The organism is Lacticaseibacillus songhuajiangensis (assembly GCF_003946025.1).
Lineage (GTDB): Bacteria > Bacillota > Bacilli > Lactobacillales > Lactobacillaceae > Lacticaseibacillus > Lacticaseibacillus songhuajiangensis.
The window spans coordinates 63813-86731 of record NZ_RHNR01000003.1; the positions used below are offsets into that span (position 1 = coordinate 63813).

Annotated in this window: 20 protein-coding genes; 9 read left to right on the forward strand and 11 right to left on the reverse strand. The window is 53.2% G+C overall.

The features are described from left to right. The first annotated feature begins 5 nt into the window (after nucleotides 1-5). From EKM97_RS12255 to EKM97_RS11880, 4 genes are all read left to right on the forward strand, one after another. Nucleotides 6-422, forward strand: a complete 417-nt coding sequence (locus EKM97_RS12255; protein WP_449814791.1) for a lactose/cellobiose PTS transporter subunit IIB — start codon at nucleotides 6-8, stop codon at nucleotides 420-422. A 27-nt stretch (nucleotides 423-449) separates the two neighbouring features. Next, nucleotides 450-1874: a 6-phospho-beta-galactosidase gene (gene lacG, locus EKM97_RS01795; protein WP_125570557.1), complete on the forward strand. Its 1425-nt coding sequence runs from the start codon at nucleotides 450-452 to the stop codon at nucleotides 1872-1874. A 114-nt stretch (nucleotides 1875-1988) separates the two neighbouring features. After that, a complete protein-coding gene (locus EKM97_RS01800) occupies nucleotides 1989-2327 on the forward strand; it encodes a PTS lactose/cellobiose transporter subunit IIA (protein WP_125570558.1) in 339 nt (112 codons plus the stop codon). Between the two features lie 46 nt (nucleotides 2328-2373). Continuing rightward, nucleotides 2374-2550 carry a hypothetical protein gene (locus tag EKM97_RS11880; protein WP_164507397.1) on the forward strand — a complete coding sequence of 59 codons (177 nt, stop codon included), beginning with the start codon at nucleotides 2374-2376 and terminating at the stop codon, nucleotides 2548-2550. Nucleotides 2551-2674: 124 nt separating this feature from the next. Here the strand turns inward: EKM97_RS11880 and EKM97_RS01805 are convergent, their stop codons facing one another. Then, the gene (locus tag EKM97_RS01805) at nucleotides 2675-3697 is read right to left on the reverse strand and encodes an aldose epimerase family protein (protein ID WP_125570559.1); all 1023 of its coding nucleotides are present in this window, start codon (nucleotides 3695-3697) and stop codon (nucleotides 2675-2677) included. Nucleotides 3698-3785: 88 nt separating this feature from the next. Then, a complete protein-coding gene (locus tag EKM97_RS01810; protein ID WP_125570560.1) occupies nucleotides 3786-7091 on the reverse strand; it encodes a tetratricopeptide repeat protein in 3306 nt (1101 codons plus the stop codon). Nucleotides 7092-7270: 179 nt separating this feature from the next. Here EKM97_RS01810 and EKM97_RS01815 point away from each other — a divergent pair, with 179 nt between their 5' ends. Beyond that, nucleotides 7271-8173: a helix-turn-helix domain-containing protein gene (locus EKM97_RS01815; RefSeq protein ID WP_125570561.1), complete on the forward strand. Its 903-nt coding sequence runs from the start codon at nucleotides 7271-7273 to the stop codon at nucleotides 8171-8173. Nucleotides 8174-8231: 58 nt separating this feature from the next. Here EKM97_RS01815 and mnmG read toward each other — a convergent pair whose 3' ends face one another. The 9 genes from mnmG to rpmH all read right to left on the reverse strand — a co-directional run bounded on the left by mnmG (nucleotide 8232) and on the right by rpmH (nucleotide 17326). Then, a complete protein-coding gene (gene mnmG / locus EKM97_RS01820) occupies nucleotides 8232-10130 on the reverse strand; it encodes a tRNA uridine-5-carboxymethylaminomethyl(34) synthesis enzyme MnmG (RefSeq protein ID WP_125570562.1) in 1899 nt (632 codons plus the stop codon). A gap of 56 nt (nucleotides 10131-10186) precedes the next feature. Beyond that, complete coding sequence (locus EKM97_RS01825; RefSeq protein WP_125570563.1) at nucleotides 10187-10744, reverse strand: hypothetical protein; 558 nt, start codon at nucleotides 10742-10744, stop codon at nucleotides 10187-10189. Nucleotides 10745-11171: 427 nt separating this feature from the next. After that, a complete protein-coding gene (gene mnmE, locus EKM97_RS01830; protein WP_125570564.1) occupies nucleotides 11172-12554 on the reverse strand; it encodes a tRNA uridine-5-carboxymethylaminomethyl(34) synthesis GTPase MnmE in 1383 nt (460 codons plus the stop codon). A 149-nt stretch (nucleotides 12555-12703) separates the two neighbouring features. After that, nucleotides 12704-14086, reverse strand: coding sequence for a DUF4179 domain-containing protein (locus tag EKM97_RS01835; protein WP_125570565.1), 1383 nt, complete (start codon nucleotides 14084-14086; stop codon nucleotides 12704-12706). Then, nucleotides 14076-14618: a sigma-70 family RNA polymerase sigma factor gene (locus tag EKM97_RS01840; RefSeq protein WP_164507398.1), complete on the reverse strand. Its 543-nt coding sequence runs from the start codon at nucleotides 14616-14618 to the stop codon at nucleotides 14076-14078. Before EKM97_RS01840 ends, EKM97_RS01835 begins: the two co-directional genes overlap by 11 nt. A gap of 147 nt (nucleotides 14619-14765) precedes the next feature. Beyond that, nucleotides 14766-15530 (reverse strand): RNA-binding cell elongation regulator Jag/EloR, encoded by a 765-nt coding sequence (gene jag, locus EKM97_RS01845; protein WP_125570567.1) that lies wholly within the window; start codon nucleotides 15528-15530, stop codon nucleotides 14766-14768. A gap of 212 nt (nucleotides 15531-15742) precedes the next feature. Continuing rightward, nucleotides 15743-16531, reverse strand: coding sequence for a membrane protein insertase YidC (yidC, locus tag EKM97_RS01850; protein WP_225419194.1), 789 nt, complete (start codon nucleotides 16529-16531; stop codon nucleotides 15743-15745). A gap of 77 nt (nucleotides 16532-16608) precedes the next feature. Further along, a complete protein-coding gene (gene rnpA, locus EKM97_RS01855) occupies nucleotides 16609-16992 on the reverse strand; it encodes a ribonuclease P protein component (protein WP_125570591.1) in 384 nt (127 codons plus the stop codon). A 193-nt stretch (nucleotides 16993-17185) separates the two neighbouring features. Continuing rightward, complete coding sequence (gene rpmH, locus EKM97_RS01860) at nucleotides 17186-17326, reverse strand: 50S ribosomal protein L34 (RefSeq protein WP_054679051.1); 141 nt, start codon at nucleotides 17324-17326, stop codon at nucleotides 17186-17188. Nucleotides 17327-18144: 818 nt separating this feature from the next. Here rpmH and dnaA point away from each other — a divergent pair. The 4 genes from dnaA (at nucleotide 18145) to recF (ending at nucleotide 22908) form a co-directional block, all read left to right on the forward strand. Further along, nucleotides 18145-19488, forward strand: coding sequence for a chromosomal replication initiator protein DnaA (dnaA, locus tag EKM97_RS01865; RefSeq protein ID WP_125570569.1), 1344 nt, complete (start codon nucleotides 18145-18147; stop codon nucleotides 19486-19488). 314 nt (nucleotides 19489-19802) lie between these two features. Further along, nucleotides 19803-20939, forward strand: coding sequence for a DNA polymerase III subunit beta (gene dnaN, locus EKM97_RS01870; RefSeq protein WP_125570570.1), 1137 nt, complete (start codon nucleotides 19803-19805; stop codon nucleotides 20937-20939). 631 nt (nucleotides 20940-21570) lie between these two features. Continuing rightward, nucleotides 21571-21786, forward strand: a complete 216-nt coding sequence (yaaA, locus tag EKM97_RS01875) for a S4 domain-containing protein YaaA (RefSeq protein ID WP_125570571.1) — start codon at nucleotides 21571-21573, stop codon at nucleotides 21784-21786. Further along, nucleotides 21787-22908 (forward strand): DNA replication/repair protein RecF, encoded by a 1122-nt coding sequence (gene recF, locus EKM97_RS01880; RefSeq protein ID WP_125570572.1) that lies wholly within the window; start codon nucleotides 21787-21789, stop codon nucleotides 22906-22908. The last annotated feature ends 11 nt before the right edge of the window (nucleotides 22909-22919 follow it).

The following is a 22919-nucleotide window of genomic DNA, read 5'->3' on the forward strand; positions in this document are numbered from 1 at the left end:
TGGCAATGGCAACAGCTACCGCAGCACCTGCTGCAGCTGTTTCTGAACCAGCCACTACGACTGAAGCTGCAGCTGCACCTGCAGCGCATGGCGAAGACTACTTCAAGGAAAATGAAGTTAACGTCCTTGTCGTCTGTGCCGGTGGTGGGACCAGCGGGATTTTGGCCAACGCTCTGAACAAGCTTTCTAAGGAACGTGGCTTGAAGCTTTCCGCTGCCGCCCGCGCCTACGGTCAAGACATGGATCTCATCCAAGACATGGACATGGTCATCCTGGCACCGCAAATGGAAAGTATGAAGGGCAACATGCAAAAGTTGACTGATAAGTATGGTGTCAAACTGGTCACCACGACTGGTCGTCAGTACATCGCCCTCACCAACGACGGCGACATGGCGCTGGATTTTGTTGAATCAAACCTGTAACACGATTATTCAGTAGGAGGAAATCACATGACAAAGACTTTTCCACAAGACTTCATTTTCGGTGGCGCCAGCGCCGCGTATCAGGTAGAAGGCGCAACTAAGGAAGACGGGAAAGGACGTGTTCTTTGGGACGACTACCTCGAAAAGCAAGGTCGTTTTAGTCCTGATCCTGCCGCCGACTTTTACCATCATTACGAAGAGGACTTGAGCCTTTCGGAAAAGTACGGCGTCCAGGCCGTGCGTCTCTCCATCGCCTGGTCACGCATCTTCCCTAATGGTGATGGTGAGGTTGAACCACGCGGCGTTGCATACTACCATCGCGTCTTCAAGGCCTGCCAGGAACATCACATCGAACCATTCGTCACCTTGCACCACTTCGACACGCCGGAATCTCTGCACGAAGACGGCGATTGGCTTAGCCAGCGGATGCTCGACGCATTCCTCGTTTACGCGAAGTTCTGCTTTAAGGAATTCCCCGAAGTGAAATACTGGATTACCATTAACGAACCAACTTCAATGGCTGTTCAGCAATACACCAGTGGGACATTCCCACCAGCTGAAACCGGCCATTTCGATAAGACCTTCCAGGCGGAGCACAACCAGAACGTAATCCATGCCCGCATCGTGAATGCTTACAAGGACATGCACTTAGGGGGTAAAATCGGGGTGGTTCACGCCCTCCAAACGGTTTACCCTTACAGCGATTCACCAGCCGACAAGCACGCAGCAGCGTTGCAAGACGCCTTCGAGAATCGCCTCTACTTGGACGGCACACTTGCCGGAGCTTACGATCCTGAAACTTTAGCCCTCGTTAAGGAAATTCTCGATGCCAACAACCAGCCAATGTTCAAGTCCACACCAGAAGAAATGGCAGAACTTGATAAAGCGGCCCACCAGCTAGACTTCGTCGGTGTTAACAACTACTTCAGTAAGTGGCTGCGGGCCTACAGCGGGGCTTCTGAGACTCACCACAACGGCACTGGGGCAAAGGGGACATCCGTTTCCCGTCTGCACGGTATCGGCGAAGAGAAGCTGCCCGAAGGCATTGAGACAACCGACTGGGATTGGCCAATCTACCCACGCGGGATGCACGATATTCTGATGCGGATTCACGACAACTACCCACTGGTTCCCGAAATCTACGTAACCGAAAACGGGATTGGTTTGAAGGAATCCTTGCCAGAAGGCGCGACCGCTTCAACTGTCATCGACGACCCGAAGCGCACTGACTACTTGGGCAAGTACCTGGGTGCCATCGCGGACGCCATCAACGACGGGGCCAACGTCAAGGGCTACTTCATCTGGTCTCTGCAGGATCAATTCTCCTGGACCAACGGTTACAGTAAACGCTACGGTCTGTTCTTCATCGATTTCCCAACGCAGAAACGTTACGTTAAAAAGAGTGCCAGCTGGTTTAAGCAGTTAAGCGACACCCACATCATTCCTGAATAATTCATGCAACACTAGCACACAGCACGTTTCGCATCGGCAACGGTATCGAACTTGTGAGTGCACATTGTTCGAACCGCATGCGGCATCGAACCAAAAAATCGGAGGTAAACTTTTATGGCAACTAAAGAAGAAATCTCAATGGTAGGCTTTGCACTGGTCGCATATGCGGGTGACGCTCGCACTGCCGCCCTGCACGCCCTTGATGCAGCAGAGGCCGGTGATTTTGAAAAAGCAGAAAAACTCGTTGACGAAGCGCAAAATGATATCAACGACGCCCACAACCAGCAAACCAAGATTCTCAGCGAAGAGGCTGGCGGGGCAAACATGGACGTGACCTTCATCATGGTCCACGGCCAGGACACACTCATGACGACCATGCTCCTGATTGACGAGACCCGTTACCTGATTCGTCTGCTCAAGCGCGTCAAGGTACTGGAAGACAAAGTCGATTAACTTACGCGGCCGGACAACGGCCATGACAGATTGAGAGGTCAAGATAATGCAAACAATCCTTATTATTGGCGGCGCCTTGGCGCTCATCCTACTGTTTCTGGTTACTATCCGCCCGCACGGGTTCCACAAGAACCGGCAAAGCAAGTACTCCCGAGCTGATTTAATCAGCCTAGGCATGGCTGCTGTGATTGCCTCGGTAATCTTGTTCGTCAAGTTCCGCTAAGTTCTGTAGCAAAACAATACCCAACAAATAGTGAAAAACACGCACCAGCAGACCTCTGCTGATGCGTGTTTTTTGATGCTGATTGAGAATAATGGCACTCTACCTAACCTAAAACTTGCTAGCTTCAAAAGTCCATGTGCCAACTCGTGTGCGCATTGAACTCATTACCTGGCATCAGGGTAATCGGACGCAAGTGACGATCAGCACTCGGCGGGAACTGCGCCTCTAGTGCAACACCATCATAGCGGCCAATATTGGCCGCGTAACCCTTATGCTTGAAATGGTTAGCCGTGTACACGACCACGGCGGGCGCTGTAGTCGCCATCGTCATGCGGCGCTGACCGTCAGTGCTCGTTAATATGGCTGCCGGATTCTGTTTGCTGAGTAAAAACGGGTGATTTAAACCGCCCTGCTGGGTAATTTGCGTATCGCTTGCAGCTAACACATCCCCCAACAGCCGGCCTTTCCGTAAATCGAAGGGCGAGCCTGTCACTGTCCTTATCCCAAGACTGGGGATGTCCTGCTCATCCAGCGGCAAATAGTCATCTGCGTTCACCTGCAAATTTTGCTGGCAGATTGTGTCCGCCCCGTTCAAATTAAAGTAAACATGGTTGGCCGGGTTACAGAGTGTGCGCACATCCGTGGTTGCGTGCACACCGTAATGCAGGGTGTTTTGATCATCCAGTGTGTACGTCACGGTTAGGTGCAGGTTTCCAGGGTAACCGTTATGCCCCGCCACATCCAACAAGTCGAGCATCACCGTAGCCGATTGACCCGCTTCTCGTGTTTGGTAAGTGAACAACTGGGTATCAAAGCCCTCACGGCCACCATGGGCGTGGTTGGGCCCGTCATTTAGTTCAAACTGATGGGTAACGTCACCATCCTGCCACTGCCCGCCGGCCATGCGGCCGATGATCCGGCCAACAGTGCCACCGAGATAATTGCGCTCTTTATCATAATCGCTAAACTGCCGTAAGCTCAGAATCAAGTTCAGCTCGCGGCCATCCTGATTCGGCACCGTAAGCTGAGCGAGTGTCGCGCCGTAATTTAAAATGGTTGCCTGCATTCCGTTCTTGTTGCGCAAGGTGATGCTGTCGTAGTCCCGATTGCCTATACGTTGGTATCGCGTCACCGTAACTGTTCCCATGACCATACACTCCTTTTTCGTAGACACAAGCGACACCGGTGGAAATCCGTTGAGATTCCCGCCGATGCCGCTAACGTTATTGTGTGTTTTAGTGTTTGTGCTTGTCCTGCAGTATGAACTTGGCGTGCCGAATGACACCTTGATGGTGATTCGTCAGCGCCAACACCTTCTTAATTAGCGTTTGTGCCTGCACTTGCTCACCCAGTCCCAGGTACCCCAGAGCTGCCAAATACTGACAGTGGATGGTGTTCTGCTTCTGATAATCCTCATCAAAGAGCAGTGCGTCTGGAAGTGAGACTGCAAAATAGTCCTTATGCATGACGTCAAAGAGATGCTTTTCCCCATACGTGACAAGTTTAAAGTACCGCCCCTTGACTTTGGCCTCGTCGCCAAGTGCCGCGTATGCTAGGCCTTGATAGAAAATTGTGTCCGCGGGCTGATCATTGTAATAAAGTGCGGTCGTCGGTTCTGCCAAGCCTTTGCTAGCGCGCTGCCAACATGCTTTTGCCGCAGCGTGGTCGCCCAGCTGTTGATGTGCCAATCCCAGGTAGTAATCAATAATGTTGTTGTCCGCAATCGGCAACTTCCCTTCGCCTAGAGAGCGGGGGTACACCAGTGCCTTTTGCAGTTTGTCTACGGCCGCGGCGGGGTTCTTTGCCGCCAAATCCTGCTTAGCCAATTCGACAAGTGCGTACTCGTACTGCGCACTCACTTTACCTTCGCCGCCTTCCCAAGGATGGAAGGTCCGCGCCATGATTGCCGAGTAGGCCGCGGCAAACTGCCCCGTTTCATTGAGCAGCTTTACCATTTGGATATAGCTATCATCGCGCGCCTCAACTAGCTGCTGGTGTGCCTGCAAGAAGGCTAGTCGCTCTGGCAATGGCCGGTTCAATTTTTCATACAGGGAATCCAGTTCGAAGACCATGCGGGCGTTTTGTGGATCAAGCTTAAACGCCTTTTCCAGCAAATCTAGTGCCGCTTGCGGCCGCTGCTCTTTATTGTAGTAGGCAATGGCCAAGTTCCGGTAAGACATTGCGTAAGCTGGCGCCAACTTGATTGCTTTTTCCCACAAGCGTGCCGCGCGGTCATACACGCGCCGGTCGTAGTAAAAATTACCCAGGAAATAAGGCACATGCCCGTCCTCTGGATTTAACTGCTGAACATGTTCCAGTACCGTCACATCTAGCAAACGGTTCGGAAAACAGTAATCTGGCGATGCCGCTGCACCACGTTTAGCAGCAGCGACTGCTGCCGTGCGGTTTCCTAATAGCTCATTGGTATATGCTCCATAATAGTCCCGCAGCGGACTAACGCCATGATACATAGCAAGAATTGTCAGTGCTTCTTGGTACGCACCAATCTCGAGGTACAGCTGCGCTAGGCCCAGCACATCATTCAATCGTGGCGCAATCACATCCGTTAGTTGATCCGCAAAATGAGCGCCTTCAGGTAACCGGGAGCGTTCAAACAGCAATAGTGGTGCACTAGCGTCGAGCTTCAAACTAACAGTTAGTAATTTCAGCGCTGCCGCATCGTTGTTCTGCAAGCGCAAAATATGCGTCTTAATCGCTAACGCTTCAATGTCTTCACTATTCCGTTTCAGCGCCTCATTAATAAACTGCAGTGCCTGCGCTGTTTTTGTCTTCTTAAGTGCCAACTTCGCCAAGTTCACAAAGCTGACAGCAGCCGTATCTGCCGACCAAGTTGCCTTATAAAAGGCATCATATGCGGCATCATCATTCCCTTGACGGAGCAGGCTTAAGGCCAAATGGTAGCTAGCCGCACCCGAGACTGGATTGGTATTGTGCGCGTTTTGGCGTTGCAAGGCCTTCCAGAAATACTGCTCACTTTCGGCAAATAAGCCCCGCCGATAAAGCAATAATCCGTAGGCATCGTTCAGGCGCTCATCACCCGCATCGCGCTTTAAGCCTTCAAGGTAGTAATCTTCAGGCCGGAAGCTAGCGTGCCGATATTGCTCCAAGTGCTGACCGGCAAAGAATAATTCATCATTGGTGCGCACAACACTGGGTTCAGGGATGGCTGTTGCTGCATCAGGGATAGGCGCAATTTTGTCCGTTTCTGGGGTGTAGCTAACCAAAATGCGGCCAGTTGCGTCACACACCGTTGCAGTCAATGATTGCGGATTACCAACCACTCCGGCCACAGTCTTGCTGAATGTCTGGGTTGGACTCAAAGTTGCCGTGGCGGTAAAGATTGGGATGTCATTTTGGCTAAGGGTAACTTGCGCATTCTTAAACTCCGCGGTTGTGTATGCCGTAACCGTCACCTTACCCGCTGTCATTTCAAGATTGATGGCGGCATCAATAGTGGCGTTCTTCACCTGGCCCACTGCCTTATAGGGCATAAAGTATTCGGTAGAATGCTTCTCCTCGTGCGGATTCAGCCACGTGAAGTCAGGCTGGTTATCCGTAAACGTCCCCACCATGAGTTCAATGTATGGACCGTCATTATCTGTTAGCTGGTGATCCCAGGACTGGCCAAAATCACCATTTCCCCAAGTCCACTGTTTCTTGCCAGGAGAGGTGTGGTGGTCAGCCACGTGCAGCAGGCCAGCCTGCTTTTCATCGTCATAGTTCCCTAAGAAATCGTAATTGGAGTGCGCCGCCATATAACTGGTTGGCACCGGTACGTTCTTGTAGCGGGAAATATCAACGCCGGCGGAATAATCGACTTTGTAGTACTCACCCGTTGCGATTGGAAAAGTCGAAACTGCCCGCTTCCCATGATCAAACACGGCATGCACGTCTGGTGGGAAAATCGACTGGGTGTGCTCGTTCACAGGTACCGCTGGGTTCGCCCACCACAAGAAGGTTTGCGGCAAATCCGTTGGGTTCGAGAAGGTTTCGTTCAGTTGCAGGTAAGACTTGCCAGGAAACAGCGTAAACCCAACGCGCACCTTGGTTCCATACATGCGGTCAACGTCGCTCATCCACAGGGTAACGGCGCCGTCTGGGTGATACTCAATATCGTGATTGACTGGCAGAAAGGTATCTGGGCGGTGATGCTGTGGCCAGTTAAACTCAATCCCGCCGGAGATCCATGGTCCCGTAACGCCAACGAGGGCAGGCTTGATGACGTGATTGTAGTAGACAAAATCATAGTTGTTAGTCTTGTCCAGCATGCGCTGAATCCGCCCACCTAATTCAGGCAGGAAGGTCACCTGCAAATACTCGTTTTCGAGCACAATTGCTTGGTAATCCTGGTCATGTTTTTGATCAAAAACCCGCTCGGTGACGGGAAACGGATAAACTTTCCCACTGCTTCCTTGATAAACCCGATTTTCAAGAAACATGGGGTTCTTCTCTGGCTCACCAACATCGTAAGTTGGAATTGTAATTACCTGCTGCTTAATCGTTACGGCATCCGTCATCATGACAGCCTCCTCTTTCGTTCTGCATTCAATTTAACGTGAAAACGTTTTAATTTGAATGAACGAAACCGCCTAAAAGATGGATAATTGTGAACTTAATTTCGGTATCAATCCCCGAGCGTGCTATAGTTAGCCTCGCCAAGTAAAAAAGCCGGCAAACTATCTTGAGAGGAGCGCATCACGTGGTCAAAAAACAGCAGGGATTTCCGAACGAGTATCTTTACGTTTTACCCGCGAACGTCCTCAACAATTTCAGTGCGTCTCCAATTCTGCAGCAGCTCTACCTCACAGATATCGGCTTTTATCCCGCAGCGGCAGGTCATTACGTACACCGAAAAACTGGCGCGGCGGAATGGATTCTGATTTTCTGCACGCAAGGTCGTGGAAAGGTTATTTTTGACGACAGAATTTGGCCAGTTACCCGGGGTACGATGGTGTTATTACCACCTGGTAAGGCACACACCTACTATGCCGACGACGACCAACCGTGGGACATTTTCTGGGTGCATTTTTCCGGTAACAGGGTCGGCGAATATCTGCCTCAAGAGGCGAATAGCGACAGTATCGTGGTACAGACCCGAACCAATCGTGAGGATATGGCCATGCTCATGTCGCAATTCTGGGAGATGATTCGTACACTTTCCGGTGGTTTTTCGTACACTGCCGTCTTCTACGCCGCTCAAATATTAAGTGCCACGCTCGCCTATCTGACTTTTCACAGCCCACAGGCCCAAACGACACCGATTGGGAACGAACATGTGACCCAAGCTATCCAATATGTGTACGATCATCTCGACAGCAAATTATCGTTGCACGTGCTCGCAACTCAGATTAATGTTTCACCCAGTTATTTAAATCGAGTGTTTCAAGCCAACGTCGGCTCAAGTGTGACCCAATTCGTGACCAAAATTAAGTTGCAACAGGCTGAGCACTACCTGATTGATTCTACTTTATCGGTCCAACAGATTGCGCAACGTCTAGGCTTCACCGATCCCTATTATTTTTCACGAGTGTTTAAACGGAACCTCTCCATTTCGCCGCGTGCCTACCGTAATCAGCATGGTCGCCGCCAGCAGCAAAACTAAATTCAACGCAAAAAAACAGGTCGCAAAATGCGACCTGTTTTCGTTTACTTCTTCTGATTTACCCCGCAACCTTCGCAATCCGGCCCTGTTCAATGTAAACAGACAGAATCGCCAGGTCCGCCGGGTTCACGCCACTAATCCGGCCAGCCTGGGCCAGCGTCTCCGGCTGAATTTTGGTCAACTTCTGGCGTGCTTCGGTGGCCAGACCCGTGATGGCCGCGTAATCAATGCGGTCCGGAATCTTTTTGGCTTCTTGGCGGCGCAGACGGGCAACTTGCTGCTCTTCCTTGGCAATGTAACCCGCGTACTTCACCTGAATCTCGACCTGCTCGGTGATGCGGTGGTCCAACTGCTGGTCATCGATAAACTGCAGGAGGTCCGTGTAGCTCACTTCCGGTCGGCGCAAGAACTCAGATGCCGTCACGCCGTCCTTAAGCGGTGCACAACCCTTTGCAGCCAACCAGTCGTTGACTTGGCTAGGCTTAAGGCGAATGCTCTCCAGACGCTTCTGCTCGGCCGTGATGGCGTCCCGCTTCGCGCAAAATGCTGCGTAACGGGCGTCGTCAATGATGCCCAGTTCGTGGCCCTTGTCGGTCAGGCGCAGGTCCGCGTTGTCATGCCGCAAAAGCAGGCGGTATTCAGCGCGACTCGTCAGCAGGCGGTAAGGCTCGTTCGTGCCCTTGGTCACCAGGTCGTCAATCATGACACCAATGTAGGCCTCATCGCGGCCCAGTACCAGGGGCGCTTTGCCCTGGGTACTGAGGGCGGCATTGATGCCAGCGATGATACCCTGCCCAGCTGCTTCTTCGTAGCCGCTGGTCCCGTTCATCTGGCCGGCGGTGTACAGGTGCTGCACAACCTTGGTTTCCAGGCTGTGGCGCAGCTGCCATGGCTCGATGACGTCATATTCAATGGCGTAACCAGGGCGCATGAGGGCCGCCTTTTCCAAGCCGGCGACACTGTGCAGCATCTTGAGCTGGATTTCTTCAGGCATGGAGGTGGAGAAGTCGCCAACGTAGTATTCGGCGGTATCGCGACCTTCTGGTTCCAGGAAAATCTGGTGGCGCGGCTTGTCGGCAAAACGCACCACCTTATCCTCGATGGATGGGCAATAGCGGGGACCAACCCCTTCGATGACACCGGAGAACATCGGCGCGCGACTGAGGTTCTCGCGAATGATGCTGTGTGTGTTCTCGTTAGTGTAGGTCATCCAGCAAGACAGCTGATCCTTGAGGTAGGCGCTGTCCGGCGTCGTGAAGCTGAAGTGGTTCGGCGTCTTGTCGCCAGGCTGCTCTTCAGTCTTCGCAAAATCAATCGTGTTGCCATCAACACGTGGTGGTGTCCCGGTCTTGAAGCGGCGCAGCTTGAAGCCAAGGTGCTCCAGGTTTTCGGACAACTTGATGCTCGGCAGCGAGTTGTTCGGGCCGCTACTGTACATGAGCTCACCGATGATAATTTTGCCGCGACTGCTAGTGCCGGCAGTCAGGACAACCGCACCGGCGTGGTAGCGCGCACCTGTTGAGGTGACAACGCCGCGCGCCACACCATCTTCGGTGATGACTTCGTTAACCAGCCCTTGGCGCAAGGTCAAGTGCGGGGTGTCCTCAATAGTCTTCTTCATGGTGCGGTGGTAAGCGGCCTTATCCGCCTGCGCACGCAAGGCGCGCACGGCGGGACCCTTACCGGTGTTCAACATCCGCATCTGGATGTAGGTGGCGTCAATGTTGCGGCCCATCTGGCCGCCCAGCGCGTCAATTTCGCGCACGACAATACCCTTGGCGGGACCGCCGACACTCGGGTTGCAAGGCATGAACGCCAGCATGTCCACGTTCAGTGTGAGCAGCAGCGTTTCCTGCCCCATGCGGGCGCTGGCGAGTGCGGCTTCACAGCCCGCGTGACCGGCCCCGACAACAATGACGTCATAAGTTTGGGCATCGTATTCCTTTACTTCTGGCACTTTTATTCCCTCTATCTTTTGAATTCGTAATGGTTAGCAGCTAACTTGTTCAGAAATCACCATGTTAATAAAGTCAAAATTGCTAATTCAAAACTAACTGCTAGTAGCAGTAACACGGCAATCAGCAAGTACTGGAGGCGTGTTAACGCCTGCACACGTGCTTGCACTTGCGTAAGCTCAACCTGATCTAGTTGCCACTGCTGCGCCTGTTCAGGGGCATTCTGCAGCAACTGCTGCCAGCCAACTAGCTGCGCACCATACAACTTAATGCGCGTAACACCAAAGCCAATCGCCGAAATCCCCATCAGTAGTGGCCACACGGGCGCGATAACCGTCGCTTGAACAGTGCCCGCCAACAACGCCAGTGACGCGAACGTTGTACCGCAAAATGCAAACATCCAGAAACCTAGGTTACGATTTTGCAAGTAAACCTGCGGCGAGAATTTAGCTAATCGTGTTTGGAGCAGCAAATTAACGCGCCACTTTTCACTCGGCGCAAGGTTTGCATCAACAACCTGCGATGGGTAGCGGCGTACCACACGGCGCGTTTGCAGATTAAAGCCGATGACTAAGATTAGAGCTGCAATTAAGCAACCATACATTAGGATGTGCACGGGCAATTGTCCTCATTTCGTTTTGGTGGATTATTTTCCGGGAAATAAGCTGGATAGTCGAGCTGCGCGACCCAGAAGCTTGCGGTTAACATGCCTTAGGTACGCGGGCAAAATACGCCCGCCTGCCTAAGGCCCGTTAATCCTCAATCCTTAACCGCCCGATTCCGCTCTGTTTCTAGTCGAGCTACGCCCGGCAGGAATCTGCGGTTAACACGCTTTAGGTACGAGGGAAAATGCGCCCTCATACCTAAAGCCCGTTAATCCTCAATTCCTAAACGCTCGGCTCCGCTCTGTTTCTAGTCGAGCTACGCCCGGCAGGGATTTCCGCTTTGCAAGTTTAAGCCAAAGGGACAAAGCCCGTCTCTTTGGCTTAAACCCGCAAATGCTCAATCCCTAAACGCCGGGCTCCGCTCTGTTTTCCGCTCTGTTACTTGCCTAAGCAGAACTGTGAGAACAGCGTCGTAATCAGTTCATCTGGCGCCGCTTCCCCAGTAATTTCACCCAGTTTATTCCAGGCTTCAGTCAGGTCAATTTGCACCAGATCCAGCGGCATCCCCGCTTCCAGTGCATCGCTGACCGACTGCAAACTCTTCTTAGCTTGGCGCATGAGGCCGGCCTGACGGGCGTTGCTGACAACAACCGTGTTCTGGCTGTTCTCAATGCCGCCAAAGAAGAGCTGGGCAATGCGCGCCTCCAGTTCATCAACGCCGGTGGCGCTGGTGATGGAGGTACTAATCAGTTCGCTAGGTTCAACGCACTGCGCCAATTCCCGCTGGTCAATCCGCGCTGGCAAGTCCTGCTTGTTCAGCACGACGATGCGCTTCTTGCCCTTAGTGGCGTCCAGTAATTCGCGATCCTCAGCGGTCAGCGGCTGACTGTTATCCAGTACCAACAGCACCAGGTCGGCGGCGACAAGCGCCTTCTTGGAGCGTTCAACCCCAATTTTTTCGACCTTGTCTTCCGTGTCATGAATCCCAGCCGTGTCCACCAAGCGCAGCGGTACCCCGCGCACGTTAACGTACTCTTCCAGCACGTCGCGCGTGGTCCCGGCAACATCGGTGACAATCGCCTTGTCCTCGTGCAGCAAGTAGTTCAGCAGGCTGGACTTCCCGACGTTCGGGCGGCCAACAATCGCGGTGGCGAGGCCTTCACGCAGAATTTTGCCCCCCTGCGCTGTGGCGAGAAGTTCTTCCAACTTGTCCGCCGCGCGGTGCGCACACGCAGCCATGGCGTTGGCCGTCATCTGCTCCGTGTCGTACTCAGGGTAGTCAATGTTGACCTCCACCTGGGCCAGCGTATCCAAAATATCTTGGCGCAAGCCACCGATGAGCTCCCGCAGGTTCCCACCGAGCTGATCAACCGCCACCTGGGCGGCGCGATCCGTCTTGGCCCGGATAACGTCCATCACGGACTCAGCCTCGGTCAGGTCAATTCGGCCATTCAGAAAGGCACGCTTAGTGAACTCACCAGGTTCGGCCATGCGGGCGCCGGCACCAATCACCAGCTGCAACACACGCTGAGTGGCCACAATCCCGCCGTGGGTGTTGATTTCGACAACATCCTCGCGCGTGAAGGTCTTGGGTGCGCGCATCACGCTCACCATCACTTCGTCAATCGTGCGGTCAGCATCGAAATCCACGATGTGGCCGTAATTAATCGTGTGCGTTGGCACCTTGCGCAGGTCTTTGCCCTTGAACACGCTGTTGGCGATGCTGACAGCCTCATCCCCGGACAGGCGCACGATGGCAATGGCCCCCTCACCAGGTGGGGTACTGATGGCCGCGATGGTTTCTTCTGCATATGCTGGCATAATCGACTCTCCAATCTTATTTAAAGCAACAAAAAAGTGCACCATCCCCCTGGGCTATACCAAGAGGACAAAGCACTTTGACTACTTCATCGTATTTAACTGTGGTCTACTATACAAAAGAAAGCATGGACTGTCAAAACATCTTGACCTTATTTAGTCAGTGACACCGTGACGTTCTTGAAGGAAATACCTTCGTTGTACAAGAAGTTCACCTGTAGTTGCAGCTTGCTGAGCGGCAAATCGCGCAAACCTGTCTTCTTACTCGTGTCAAAACGGGCCTCAATAAGCTTCTTGCCCGGCATCAATCGGTAGTGAATGCTGTGGTCCTGACTGCCTTCTGATGTGTCGGGAATGTCCATGTAGTCATCGCCAAACACACTATCATTGCCATTATCCCGGTAAGTCGTGGCCATCAGTGCCAGCGGGAACTGCTCGTTCTTGGCCATTTCGCTGAACTGGTAATGGTTGCGTGACCCTTGCCAGCTGAACAGCACCTTCACAACGGCGCCAGTTTTAGTCACCTTATGAATGGTGAAACTCGTGGCGCTCCGTTTTGCCTGCACCGTGACACCATTCAGTTTGTCCAAGCGCAAACGCGCAGAAAGCTCTGGCGCGGTGTAATATCCGCGCAACTTGAGCGACCGCACCGCCGCGGGTAGCGTCTTAATTTTGTAGCCCACCAGCTGCGTTTTGCCCTTGCCATTATCCAGGGCGATGGCATTCGCATCCAGCATGTAGTCGTTGCCGTTAGCACTAATGGTCGTCACGGCCAACCCATCCCCAGCTTGCTGGACAGTCTGTCGCACCTTCAGCAGGCTCGTACCACCAGCATACGACTCAACGCCCACCAGTTGCACCCGCCCGCGGCCACCAGCTAGTTGCGTGCTACCACTCAGCTTGCGCTTTGTGGCCGCATTCGGCTTAAGGACCAAGTTAAATGCCCACCTCCCCGAATGCCCGATAAAATCATCAAACACCAGCGGCAATTTGACCGCGTGCTGACTTGCGGCGTAGGGCACCGTCCCGTTCAGGTAGAAGCGGTACTTGCCATGTCCAATCCGGCGCAGATCCATTGAATCCTGCTCAAAATGCACGCCACCTTTGGCCACCCAGTAGTTGAACCAATCGTCTTTTTGCCCGTCAACACCGCTAATGGTCCCAGTGATGGCAACGCTCATCCCCTGCATCAACGCGCTGTTCAGCGTCATTTTCATGCCGTTACTGCTCCGACTGACGTTCAGCTTCTGGTCGCGGCCGCTGCTCTCAACGATGCTGCCCATATCATCGTTAAAGAGGGCGAAGAACCGCCCCACGACTGGCACCTGCGTGAACGCCTGGTTCACGCTCGGCACCACGATGCCGCTACCCACAATGAGCGCTGCGGCCGCCGCGGCAACGATAATTCCGATTGTCCGCCGCCGGTGCTGACCCCCTTGGTGCAACGCGGCAGCAATGGTCGCCTGCGTCTGCGCACTATCTGCCGGCCGCTCCGGCTGCAACTGATTAACCCACTGCACAAATTTAGTCTTCAAAGTAGTCGCCTCCTAACCACTCCTTGAGCTGCCTGCGGCCGCGCCGCAGCTGCGACTTAACCGTCGACTCACCCTGACCCGTTAATTCCGCAATGGCGCGCACCGACAAGTCATTGTAGTAATACATCAGCAGCACTTGCCGATTCGCGTCGTTGAGCTGCCGCAAGCCCGCCAGCAAATCGAGCTTTTCCTCACTTGTCGCTCCGCGCGATGCCACCGGCATGGCCACTAGCGCCGCGTCGTCGGTCTCTGCGGCCTTTTGCGCGTAACGCTGGTAACACTGCCGAATCAAAATACGGGTGAGCCAGCTGCGGAACTGAGCCGGCTCGCGGACGTTCTTAATGCCGCGCATGGCGGCCAGCACTGTCGCACTAATAGCATCCTGAACGTCAGTCTCCGACGCGAGGTACAAGTGTGCCGTGCGGCTCAAATAATCGCCCTGCGCCTGCATGAGCTGTGCAAACGCGCGTCGATTACCCCGCAGCGCCCGGCGCAGCACCAACTCATTATCCAAATCATCACCTGCATTCACGGCTAACACCTCCCTTGCCTCACGCCTATTAGTACCCATTTGGGTGCAAAAGGTTGCACCCATTCCCAATTTTTCTCAAAAAAAGCGGCCACCGCGCAAACTCTCGATGAGAATTTACGCGGCAGTCGCCTGCCTTCATTATCTTAATTACCGCCGCTTCGGCACGACCACCACAAAGCGCCGTGGATCCGTCCCTTCAGAACGGGTCGTCACGAACTCATTGTCGGCCAGTTCCTTGTGCAGAATTTTGCGTTCGAACGATGGCATCGGATCCAGGTACACTGGCTTACCGCTGGCCACCACTTCGCGCACGGAGCGCTGCGCCAGGTTGAGCAGTGCCCGCTGCCGGCGTTCCCGGTAATCACCCACGTTGAGCGTGATGGTCCACTTGGAGCGGCCGCGGTGGTTGAACAGCGTCTGGGCCAAGAACTGCAGCGCGTTAATGGTCTTGCCATGCTTGCCAATCAGCAAGGCGTCCTTGTCGGCTTCCATGTTGAAGACTACGCTGCCGCGCTCCTTGTGTGACTGAACCGTGACGTTAATCCCAAGCGCCGCAATTGTGGTTTCCAGGTAATTCTGCACGGCCGCAATGCCCGCCTCGTTGTCCCGCACTGGGCGGTCAGCTTTCTTGGCGGCTGGTTCCGGTTCACTTGGCGCAGCAGTCGTGTCGCCACTGCCAACTGCCACCACGTTGTCGATGAAGGCTTCAGTATCGCCGCCGCTGGCCTTGGCCGCCGCGGTCACGGCTTCTTTTAACGTCAGTTCAACGCGTGCTGGTTGCGCACCGAAGCCCAGAAAACCACGCTTGCCCTCACTAATCACGTCCACACGCACGGAATCCTGGTCGACACCGAGTTGGAGCAACCCGGAGGCAATCGCCTTTTCAATTGTTTTGCCTTCAAAAATCGTCATGTCTAAGTCCTTTCGTGGTGTCGCGGCTGCATGTGCCGCTTCCTCGCCATCTGCTTACTACGCGCACGCCGGCGAGGACCACCCTCTACGCAAAATCGCTATATCAACTATAGCATGTTCGTTTTATTGTCACACATAATGATACCCCAAGAACGCAAAAATGGGGTGTTGTCATGATGACAACACCCCATTCACAAGTTTAATTTAAGGTCTTACTTCCGCAGTGCCTTCTTGTAGGCACGGCGTTTAGCACGTTCCTTGTCCTTAGCGGCCTGCGCCCGTTCTTCACGCTCACGACGGAGCTTGAATGGGTTTTGCAAGAGCAGCTGCTGCACAAGGGAGAATGCGTTGGTCACAACCCAGTAAATCGTCACAGCGCTAGGCAGCTTCAAAGCGATGACGAAAATGAAGACTGGCATTGCCAGCGTCATAATCCAGGTCATGCTGTTGGCCTGCGGCTGGGCGAGCATGGACATGTAACTGGTCAACCCAGTCAGAATTGCCGCCAAAATCACGGTAATCAGCAGTGGGTCAGGCTTACCAAGTTGCATCCACAGGAAGGTCCCGGACTTCAGCACGTTGGTGCGGAAGATGGCCTGATAGAGGGCCAGCAGGAACGGCATCTGAATCAGGACGGGCAGACACCCCATGACGGGGTTCACGCCGGCTTCAGCGTTCAGCTTCTGGGTTTCCTCACGCAGCTTTTCCTGCGTTTCCGGATCCTTAGCGCTGTACTTTTGCTGCAGGGCCTTAAGCTGTGGTGCGATTTCGCTCTGCTTGGTCATGTTCTTCATGCTGATTGCAGACAGCGGGAAGATGAGCACACGGACCAGGACGGTGAAGGCGATAATCCCCACACCATAGTTCCCGCCGAGCAGATTGGACAGCCACACAATAAACTGCGCGGCGTTATAAATAATATAGCGATCCCAGAAGCCAGTACTATTGGCGTCAACCGGTGCGTTTGAACATCCGGCCAGGGTGACTGCCACTAGGAGCATTGCCCCCACTGCCAGTATGCGTTTTGCTTGCTTATTCACGAAGAAATCCCTCACAAACCTCATAATAATTAGCCGCGCTACTTAGCCGCGCCGCCATCTTGCTGTGCGCGTGCTTCGGCAGCAGGCAAAATACCTGCCAAGCTCAGTGCGTGCACCATGTTCTTCTTGCTGGCGGCCATGTCCAAGTTCTTAGCCCCCTTGCGTGCGATGATGAGAAAGTCCATCTGCGGATCAATCTCCGGCTTGAGCTCGAGCAAGCTCTGGCGGATGTAACGCTTAATCCGGTTACGGACGTTCGCCCGGTGGCCAATCTTCTTGCCGACGGAAATCCCAACGCGGAAGTGTTTGGCTTCCGGCCGAGCCAGGTAGTAAACCACGTAATTGCGGTTAGCGACCGACTGGCCGTTCTCAAACACATCCTGGAACTCATTTTCTCGTTTAATGCGGTAAGATTTGCGCACCATCATCCCTCACAATCAGTTATCAGTATACAACAGGCACGCACCATTACATAGGTAAACGGACGCACACGCCGGTTAATTTCGCCGCGTGATCCGCCGCAAAATGTTCCGTAATGATTAAAAAAAGAGCCAAGACATAACAATTGGTTACGTCTTGGCTCTTTTAATTGCTAAGACCAAAGTCTAGCGCCAATTAGGCAGCCAGAACCTTGCGACCCTTAGCACGACGACGAGCCAATACGCGGCGGCCGTTCTTAGTGCTCATACGCTTCATGAAGCCGTGAACGCGTTCGCGGTGACGCTTCTTAGGCTGGAAAGTACGCTTCGTGGTCATGTGGGGCACCTCCTTTTAATTGAACTTCTTATGTTCGTTACATAATTCAACACTTAAACAAACGTTGATTATACGGGTTATCGGGGGAGGCGTCAAGTTTTTGCGCGCGCTTAATGAATAAATTCATCCCCGTACGTCCTGACGTCTGTCGATCCGGTCCGAAAATCACGGCAAAAGCCGCTAACTCGCTAAGAGTGGGGCACTGATACAGTGCCTAAACAACTGTACCAGTACCGCCCAAAGTAGTCAAAATTTCCCCGTAATCGCGTCGGATGCATCATGACTTATCCACAAGCCGTATCTGCCGCACTTGTCCACGAATTGCCGTCAGCAAGTCTTGTGGATAAAAAAAGTTCCGCAAAATTTTCACGCCACAGTGAACAGCTTTTTCCGGAATTTTGTTCACAAATCACAGTGTGTAAATAAGTTTTCCACAAGCTGCTTTTTGCATGTGGATAATTAAGCTAATCCTTGACCTATCAGCATCGCTTACTCACTATTATTTGTGCATAACTTTTCTGATTTGTCAGTTTCCACCACCTTGTTGACCCCGGTGTGCAAAACTTTCCACAGGCCGTGCATACTCTGCATAGTTCACTTTGTGTGCTTGTGGATAGCTACTTGCCTGTGGAAAACTTTCACGCATAATGATAAACTCAATCTTGGAATTTTGGCTGCTTCAGAGCCCGTATTCACCAATCTAAAACGACTGATTTTCGCGCCAACTGCGGCTAATCCGCGGCGTTCATTTGGTGCGTGGCTTTTTTAGTTTGGCGACGGATTCGACTTCAAGGTAGCAGCCGTAAGGAGGGGTACGCGTGGCAGAACTTGATGAATTATGGTCTTACCTAACGACACAGTACCAAGAAAAACTATCGCCCGTTGGCTACAACACCTGGATTGAGTCTGCCAAGCCCATCAGTTTGCACGACGGCATTTTGGAAATTGAGGTGCCCGACAAACTGCATCAGGAATATTGGCAAAAGAACCTGGCGACTCAAGTTGCACTTGGCGCTTACGCCTTTAACGATAGCGAGGTGACACCGCAAATCACCATCGCCAGCGCGGAACCCAAGAAAACCGAACCGGAGCCCGACAGTAAGGAACCCGAACAGGTGCCGACTTACCAAGTGCATTCTTCCTTAAATAGTCGCTACACTTTTGAGGAGTTCGTTATCGGGACGGGGAACCAGATGGCGCACGCGGCCGCACTGGCCGTTTCCGACGAACCGGGCACACTGTACAACCCGCTCTTCATCTATGGGGGCGTGGGGCTGGGCAAGACGCACTTGATGCAGGCGATTGGCCACCGGATTCTGGAAACCAATCCCGCTGCCAACGTCCGCTACGTGACGACCGAAAACTTCACCAATGACCTCGTGAACGCCATCCGGACCAACAATCAAGAGAAGTTCCGCCAGAGCTACCGGCACGTTGATCTCCTATTAATTGACGATATTCAATTCTTAGCGAACAAGACCGAAACACAAAACGAGTTCTTCAACACCTTCAACACGCTCTTTGATGAAGAAAAACAGATTGTGATGACCTCGGACCGCCTGCCCAACGAGATTCCCAAGTTGCAAGATCGCTTGGTTTCCCGCTTTAAGTGGGGATTGTCCGTCGACATCACGCCACCTGACTTGGAAACACGTATCGCCATTTTGCGGAACAAGGCCAGTGACGAGAACCTCTCGGTACCGCTCGATGCGCTGAACTACATTGCCGGCCAGATTGACAGTAACGTGCGGGAGCTCGAAGGGGCACTGCTGCGGGTGAAGGCTTTTGCCAACATGAAGCAGGCGCCGATTACGACGAGCCTGGTAGCCGACGCGCTCAAGAGCCTGAACCTTTCAGGTAAAAACGCGCAGCTGACCATCGACGAGATTCAGGAAGTCGTTGCCAAGTACTACAACGTGACGGTAGCTGATCTCAAGGGGCGCAAGCGGGTGAAGCAGATTGTGATGCCGCGCCAAATCGCCATGTACCTAGCCCGCGAGCTCACCGAAAACTCGCTGCCGCGCATTGGGCAAGAGTTCGGCGGCAAGGACCACACCACAGTCATCCACGCCTGCGACAAAATCGCCAAAGAGGTCAGTGCCAACGCCGACCTCAAGGCCGAGATTGTCGATTTGAAGAATAAGTTACGCAACAGAGGTTAGTGTGCGGAGCGGGGCGTTTAGACTTTGAGCATTTGCGTGATTAAGAGTTAAGGCCGTTTTTTGGCCTTGGCTCTTAATCGGGCAAAGCGGAAGAGTCTGCCCCGCGCAGCCGTTCTCAGCAACTCGCTACCCGCACCCGCCCACTGCCTTATTGTGGACAACTGTGAACAAGCCAAAATTTTATTCACAATCCGTCCACAGGTGGATAACTTAGAGCCACACCGCTTAACGTAACTTTTCCACAGGACGCACAGGCCCTACTACTGCTACTAAAGATCTATTAATATATATCTATCTATAGGAGGTCCACGAACATGAAGTTCTCCATCAACCGCTCCAGCTTTCTCCGGACACTTGGCGATGTCAGCCGAGCCATCAGTACTAAGAACACAATCCCGATTTTGACAGGTCTCAAATTGGTGGCACACGCCAGCGGTTTGACCATGACCGGTTCCGATGCGGACATCTCAATTGAGTCCACAATTCAGGAAGCCGACGAAGACAACACGCTGACCATTAGTGAACCTGGGTCCATTGTTTTGCCAGCCCGTTTCTTTAGTGAAATCGTCAAGCGCTTGCCTGAAGATTCCATGACCGTTGAGATTGGCGACAACCTGCAAGCTGTTATTACAAGTGGTGCGAGTGAATTCACCATTAACGGTTTGGATGCAGCGAACTACCCGCAGTTACCAGAAATCAGTGTTGAAAAATCACTGAAGTTGCCTGCTGACCTTTTGCACGAGATCATTAACCAGACCGTAATTGCAGTGTCCACTCAGGAAACGCGGCCTTTGCTTACTGGGGTGCACATCTCCATTCAAGACGGCACATTGGTTGCCGTTGCAACGGACTCGCACCGTTTGGCACAGCGCAGCATTCAGCTGGAAGGGGTCGACACAAACGCTGACTTCATCATTCCAGGCCGTAGTTTAACCGAACTGGGCCGGATGCTGACGGATGACGTTAAGGAAATCGAACTGCGGATTGCGGAAAACCAAGTCCTGTTTACCCTTGGGCAGACGTCCTTCTTCTCCCGCCTGCTGGATGGGAACTACCCAGACACCAGTCGCCTGATTCCAACCAGCTCCAGCACGCAAATTGAATTCGCAGCGCCAGCACTGCTTGCCGCGATCAACCGTGCCAGCCTGATGAGTCACGAAGGCCGGAACAACGTGGTCCGGCTGAAGATTGAAGTGGCCAGCCAGACGGTAACGCTCTTCGGGAACTCACCTGAAGTCGGGAACGTCGAAGAACAGCTGAGCTTCAGTAAGCTTGCCGGCGAAGATCTGGAAATCTCCTTCAACCCTGACTACATGAAGGTGGCGCTCCAGGGCCTTGGTCAGAGCACAATCGAAGTCGACTTCACCGCACCGCTGCGTCCGTTCACCATGGTGCCTAGTGAAGATCATGAACACTACATTCAGCTAATTACACCAGTGCGGACATTCTAAGTAGTGTGCGTAGTGGGGCGGTTAGCTCCCGCTGTCTGCTTGGATGTTAGGGAGTTGCCCCACGGAGCCGTTCTAAGTAGTGTGCACAGTGGGGCGGTTAGCGCCTGAACACTAACGTAAAAAGGACCTAATCCCCCTGAACTTTGGGGATTGGGTCCTTTTTGTTCGGCGGTGCAGTCAATCCCGGTGCTGACGCCCTTGTTCATTTTGCTGAAGGTCAAAGCGACCAGTGCCTTGACCTTAATGGTGCAGGTGCCACCAGCATCTTAAAATAACGACCGTTGTTATCCCAATTGCCCCACCTGAAAACAGTCGATTGGCAATCACCGGCGTACTGGGTGGCTGTTTTCTTTTCTCTGTGCAGTTAGTTCGTGCTTAAGTCGCCGTAAATCTCAAAATTTACGCATTTTGCCCTTATTTCCGCCTCTCGGCCGATTTAAGCCGTTTTTGACCTTTGGCGGTACATCATACTTAATCACTGTAAAGAGGCGTCTTTCGCCGTTTAGGTGGCTGAAACGTTGTTAAATGGTCTGAAAATGGCTATAATAGTAGAGGTAAGAAAACCGCCTCAGTCGCCAGTTGCGACCGAGCGGACGTTCTGAAAACATTGCAGTTGAGGGAGTGAAAATGAATGCAAGAAATAGCCATTCAAACGCCTTACATCACGCTTGGGCAGATGCTCAAGGAGGCTGGAATCATTGATTCCGGTGGTGCCGCGAAGTGGTACCTGCGGGAAAATACCGTTGTTATTAACGGCGAAGATGATAACCGGCGTGGTCGGAAGCTAGTTGCCGGAGACGTGGTGGCGCTCCCTAACGGCGATAGTTTCAAAATCACCGAGGGCTAGATGTACTTGCAGGAGTTGCAGCTGCGCAATTATCGCAACTATGAGCAGGCGGACGTGCGCTTCTCACCCCAAGTCAATGTGCTCATTGGCAGCAATGCGCAGGGCAAGACCAACTTGCTCGAAAGCATCTACGTCTTGGCACTAACGCGCAGTCACCGCTCCAACAGCGATAAAGAGCTGATTCGTTTCGGCAGCGATTTTGCCCGTATTGACGGGCGAGTCGTGCGCAAACAAGGGGCGGCCGATTTGCGGCTAGTTATTAGCGGTCAAGGCAAGAAGGCACGGGTGAACAATCTCGAGTCGGCGCGGCTGTCGCAGTACCTGGGCAAACTCAACGTCATTTTGTTTGCGCCCGAAGATCTGAACCTCGTTAAGGGGAGCCCGGCACTGCGCCGGCGCTTCATCGACATGGAGTTTGGCCAAATGAGCGCCAGTTACCTCGCCAATTTAGCCCAGTACAAGAGCGTGCTGAAGCAGCGCAACGCGTACCTTAAGCAATTGCGGCTGCACCAGGCACGCGATTTAGTTTATCTGGACGTGTTGACCGAGCAACTCGCTGGTTACGGCGGGCGTGTCATTGCGGCACGGGCGCATCTTATTCAGGATATGGGCAAATTTGCGGCCGTTGTGCATGGCGGTATCAGCCGCGGCAAGGAGCAGTTACGCCTGCGCTATTTGAGTCAGGTGCATGAGGACAGTCAAGAGACGGTTGAACTCGCGACCGCTGCGCTCGGCGAACTTTTTGCTAAGCACCGACAGCGCGAACTTGATCAGGGCACAACCTTGGTCGGTCCGCACCGCGATGACGTGCAGTTTCTCGTGAATGACCGCGACGTGGCGGTTTACGGTAGTCAGGGCCAGCAGCGCACCACCGCGCTGGCGGTCAAACTGGCCGAAATTGATTTGATGAAACAAGAAACCGGGGAATATCCAGTGCTGCTACTGGACGATGTGTTGTCCGAACTGGACGACCAGCGGCAGACACACCTGCTGAAGGCGATTGAAGATAAGGTGCAAACCTTTCTCACCACCACCAGCTTGGATGGCATTGCCCGGGAAATAATTCAGGAACCCGCCGTGTTCACGGTTACGGCAGGAACCATTCAGCGCGAAGAAAGTTAACCGCAAGGAGG

Excerpts from the sequence above, each read along its gene's own strand:
- jag (WP_125570567.1), bottom strand. The coding sequence starts at position 15,530 with ATGACGATTTTTGAAGGCAAAACAATTGAAAAGGCGATTGCCTCCGGG.
- yaaA (WP_125570571.1), top strand. The coding sequence starts at position 21,571 with ATGCAAGAAATAGCCATTCAAACGCCTTACATCACGCTTGGGCAGATG.
- EKM97_RS01800 (WP_125570558.1), top strand. The coding sequence starts at position 1,989 with ATGGCAACTAAAGAAGAAATCTCAATGGTAGGCTTTGCACTGGTCGCA.
- EKM97_RS01805 (WP_125570559.1), bottom strand. The coding sequence starts at position 3,697 with ATGGGAACAGTTACGGTGACGCGATACCAACGTATAGGCAATCGGGAC.
- EKM97_RS01810 (WP_125570560.1), bottom strand. The coding sequence starts at position 7,091 with ATGATGACGGATGCCGTAACGATTAAGCAGCAGGTAATTACAATTCCA.
- EKM97_RS12255 (WP_449814791.1), top strand. The coding sequence starts at position 6 with ATGGCAACAGCTACCGCAGCACCTGCTGCAGCTGTTTCTGAACCAGCC.
- yidC (WP_225419194.1), bottom strand. The coding sequence starts at position 16,531 with ATGCTCCTAGTGGCAGTCACCCTGGCCGGATGTTCAAACGCACCGGTT.
- mnmE (WP_125570564.1), bottom strand. The coding sequence starts at position 12,554 with ATGCCAGCATATGCAGAAGAAACCATCGCGGCCATCAGTACCCCACCT.
- rpmH (WP_054679051.1), bottom strand. The coding sequence starts at position 17,326 with ATGACCACGAAGCGTACTTTCCAGCCTAAGAAGCGTCACCGCGAACGC.
- dnaN (WP_125570570.1), top strand. The coding sequence starts at position 19,803 with ATGAAGTTCTCCATCAACCGCTCCAGCTTTCTCCGGACACTTGGCGAT.
- lacG (WP_125570557.1), top strand. The coding sequence starts at position 450 with ATGACAAAGACTTTTCCACAAGACTTCATTTTCGGTGGCGCCAGCGCC.
- EKM97_RS11880 (WP_164507397.1), top strand. The coding sequence starts at position 2,374 with ATGCAAACAATCCTTATTATTGGCGGCGCCTTGGCGCTCATCCTACTG.
- recF (WP_125570572.1), top strand. The coding sequence starts at position 21,787 with ATGTACTTGCAGGAGTTGCAGCTGCGCAATTATCGCAACTATGAGCAG.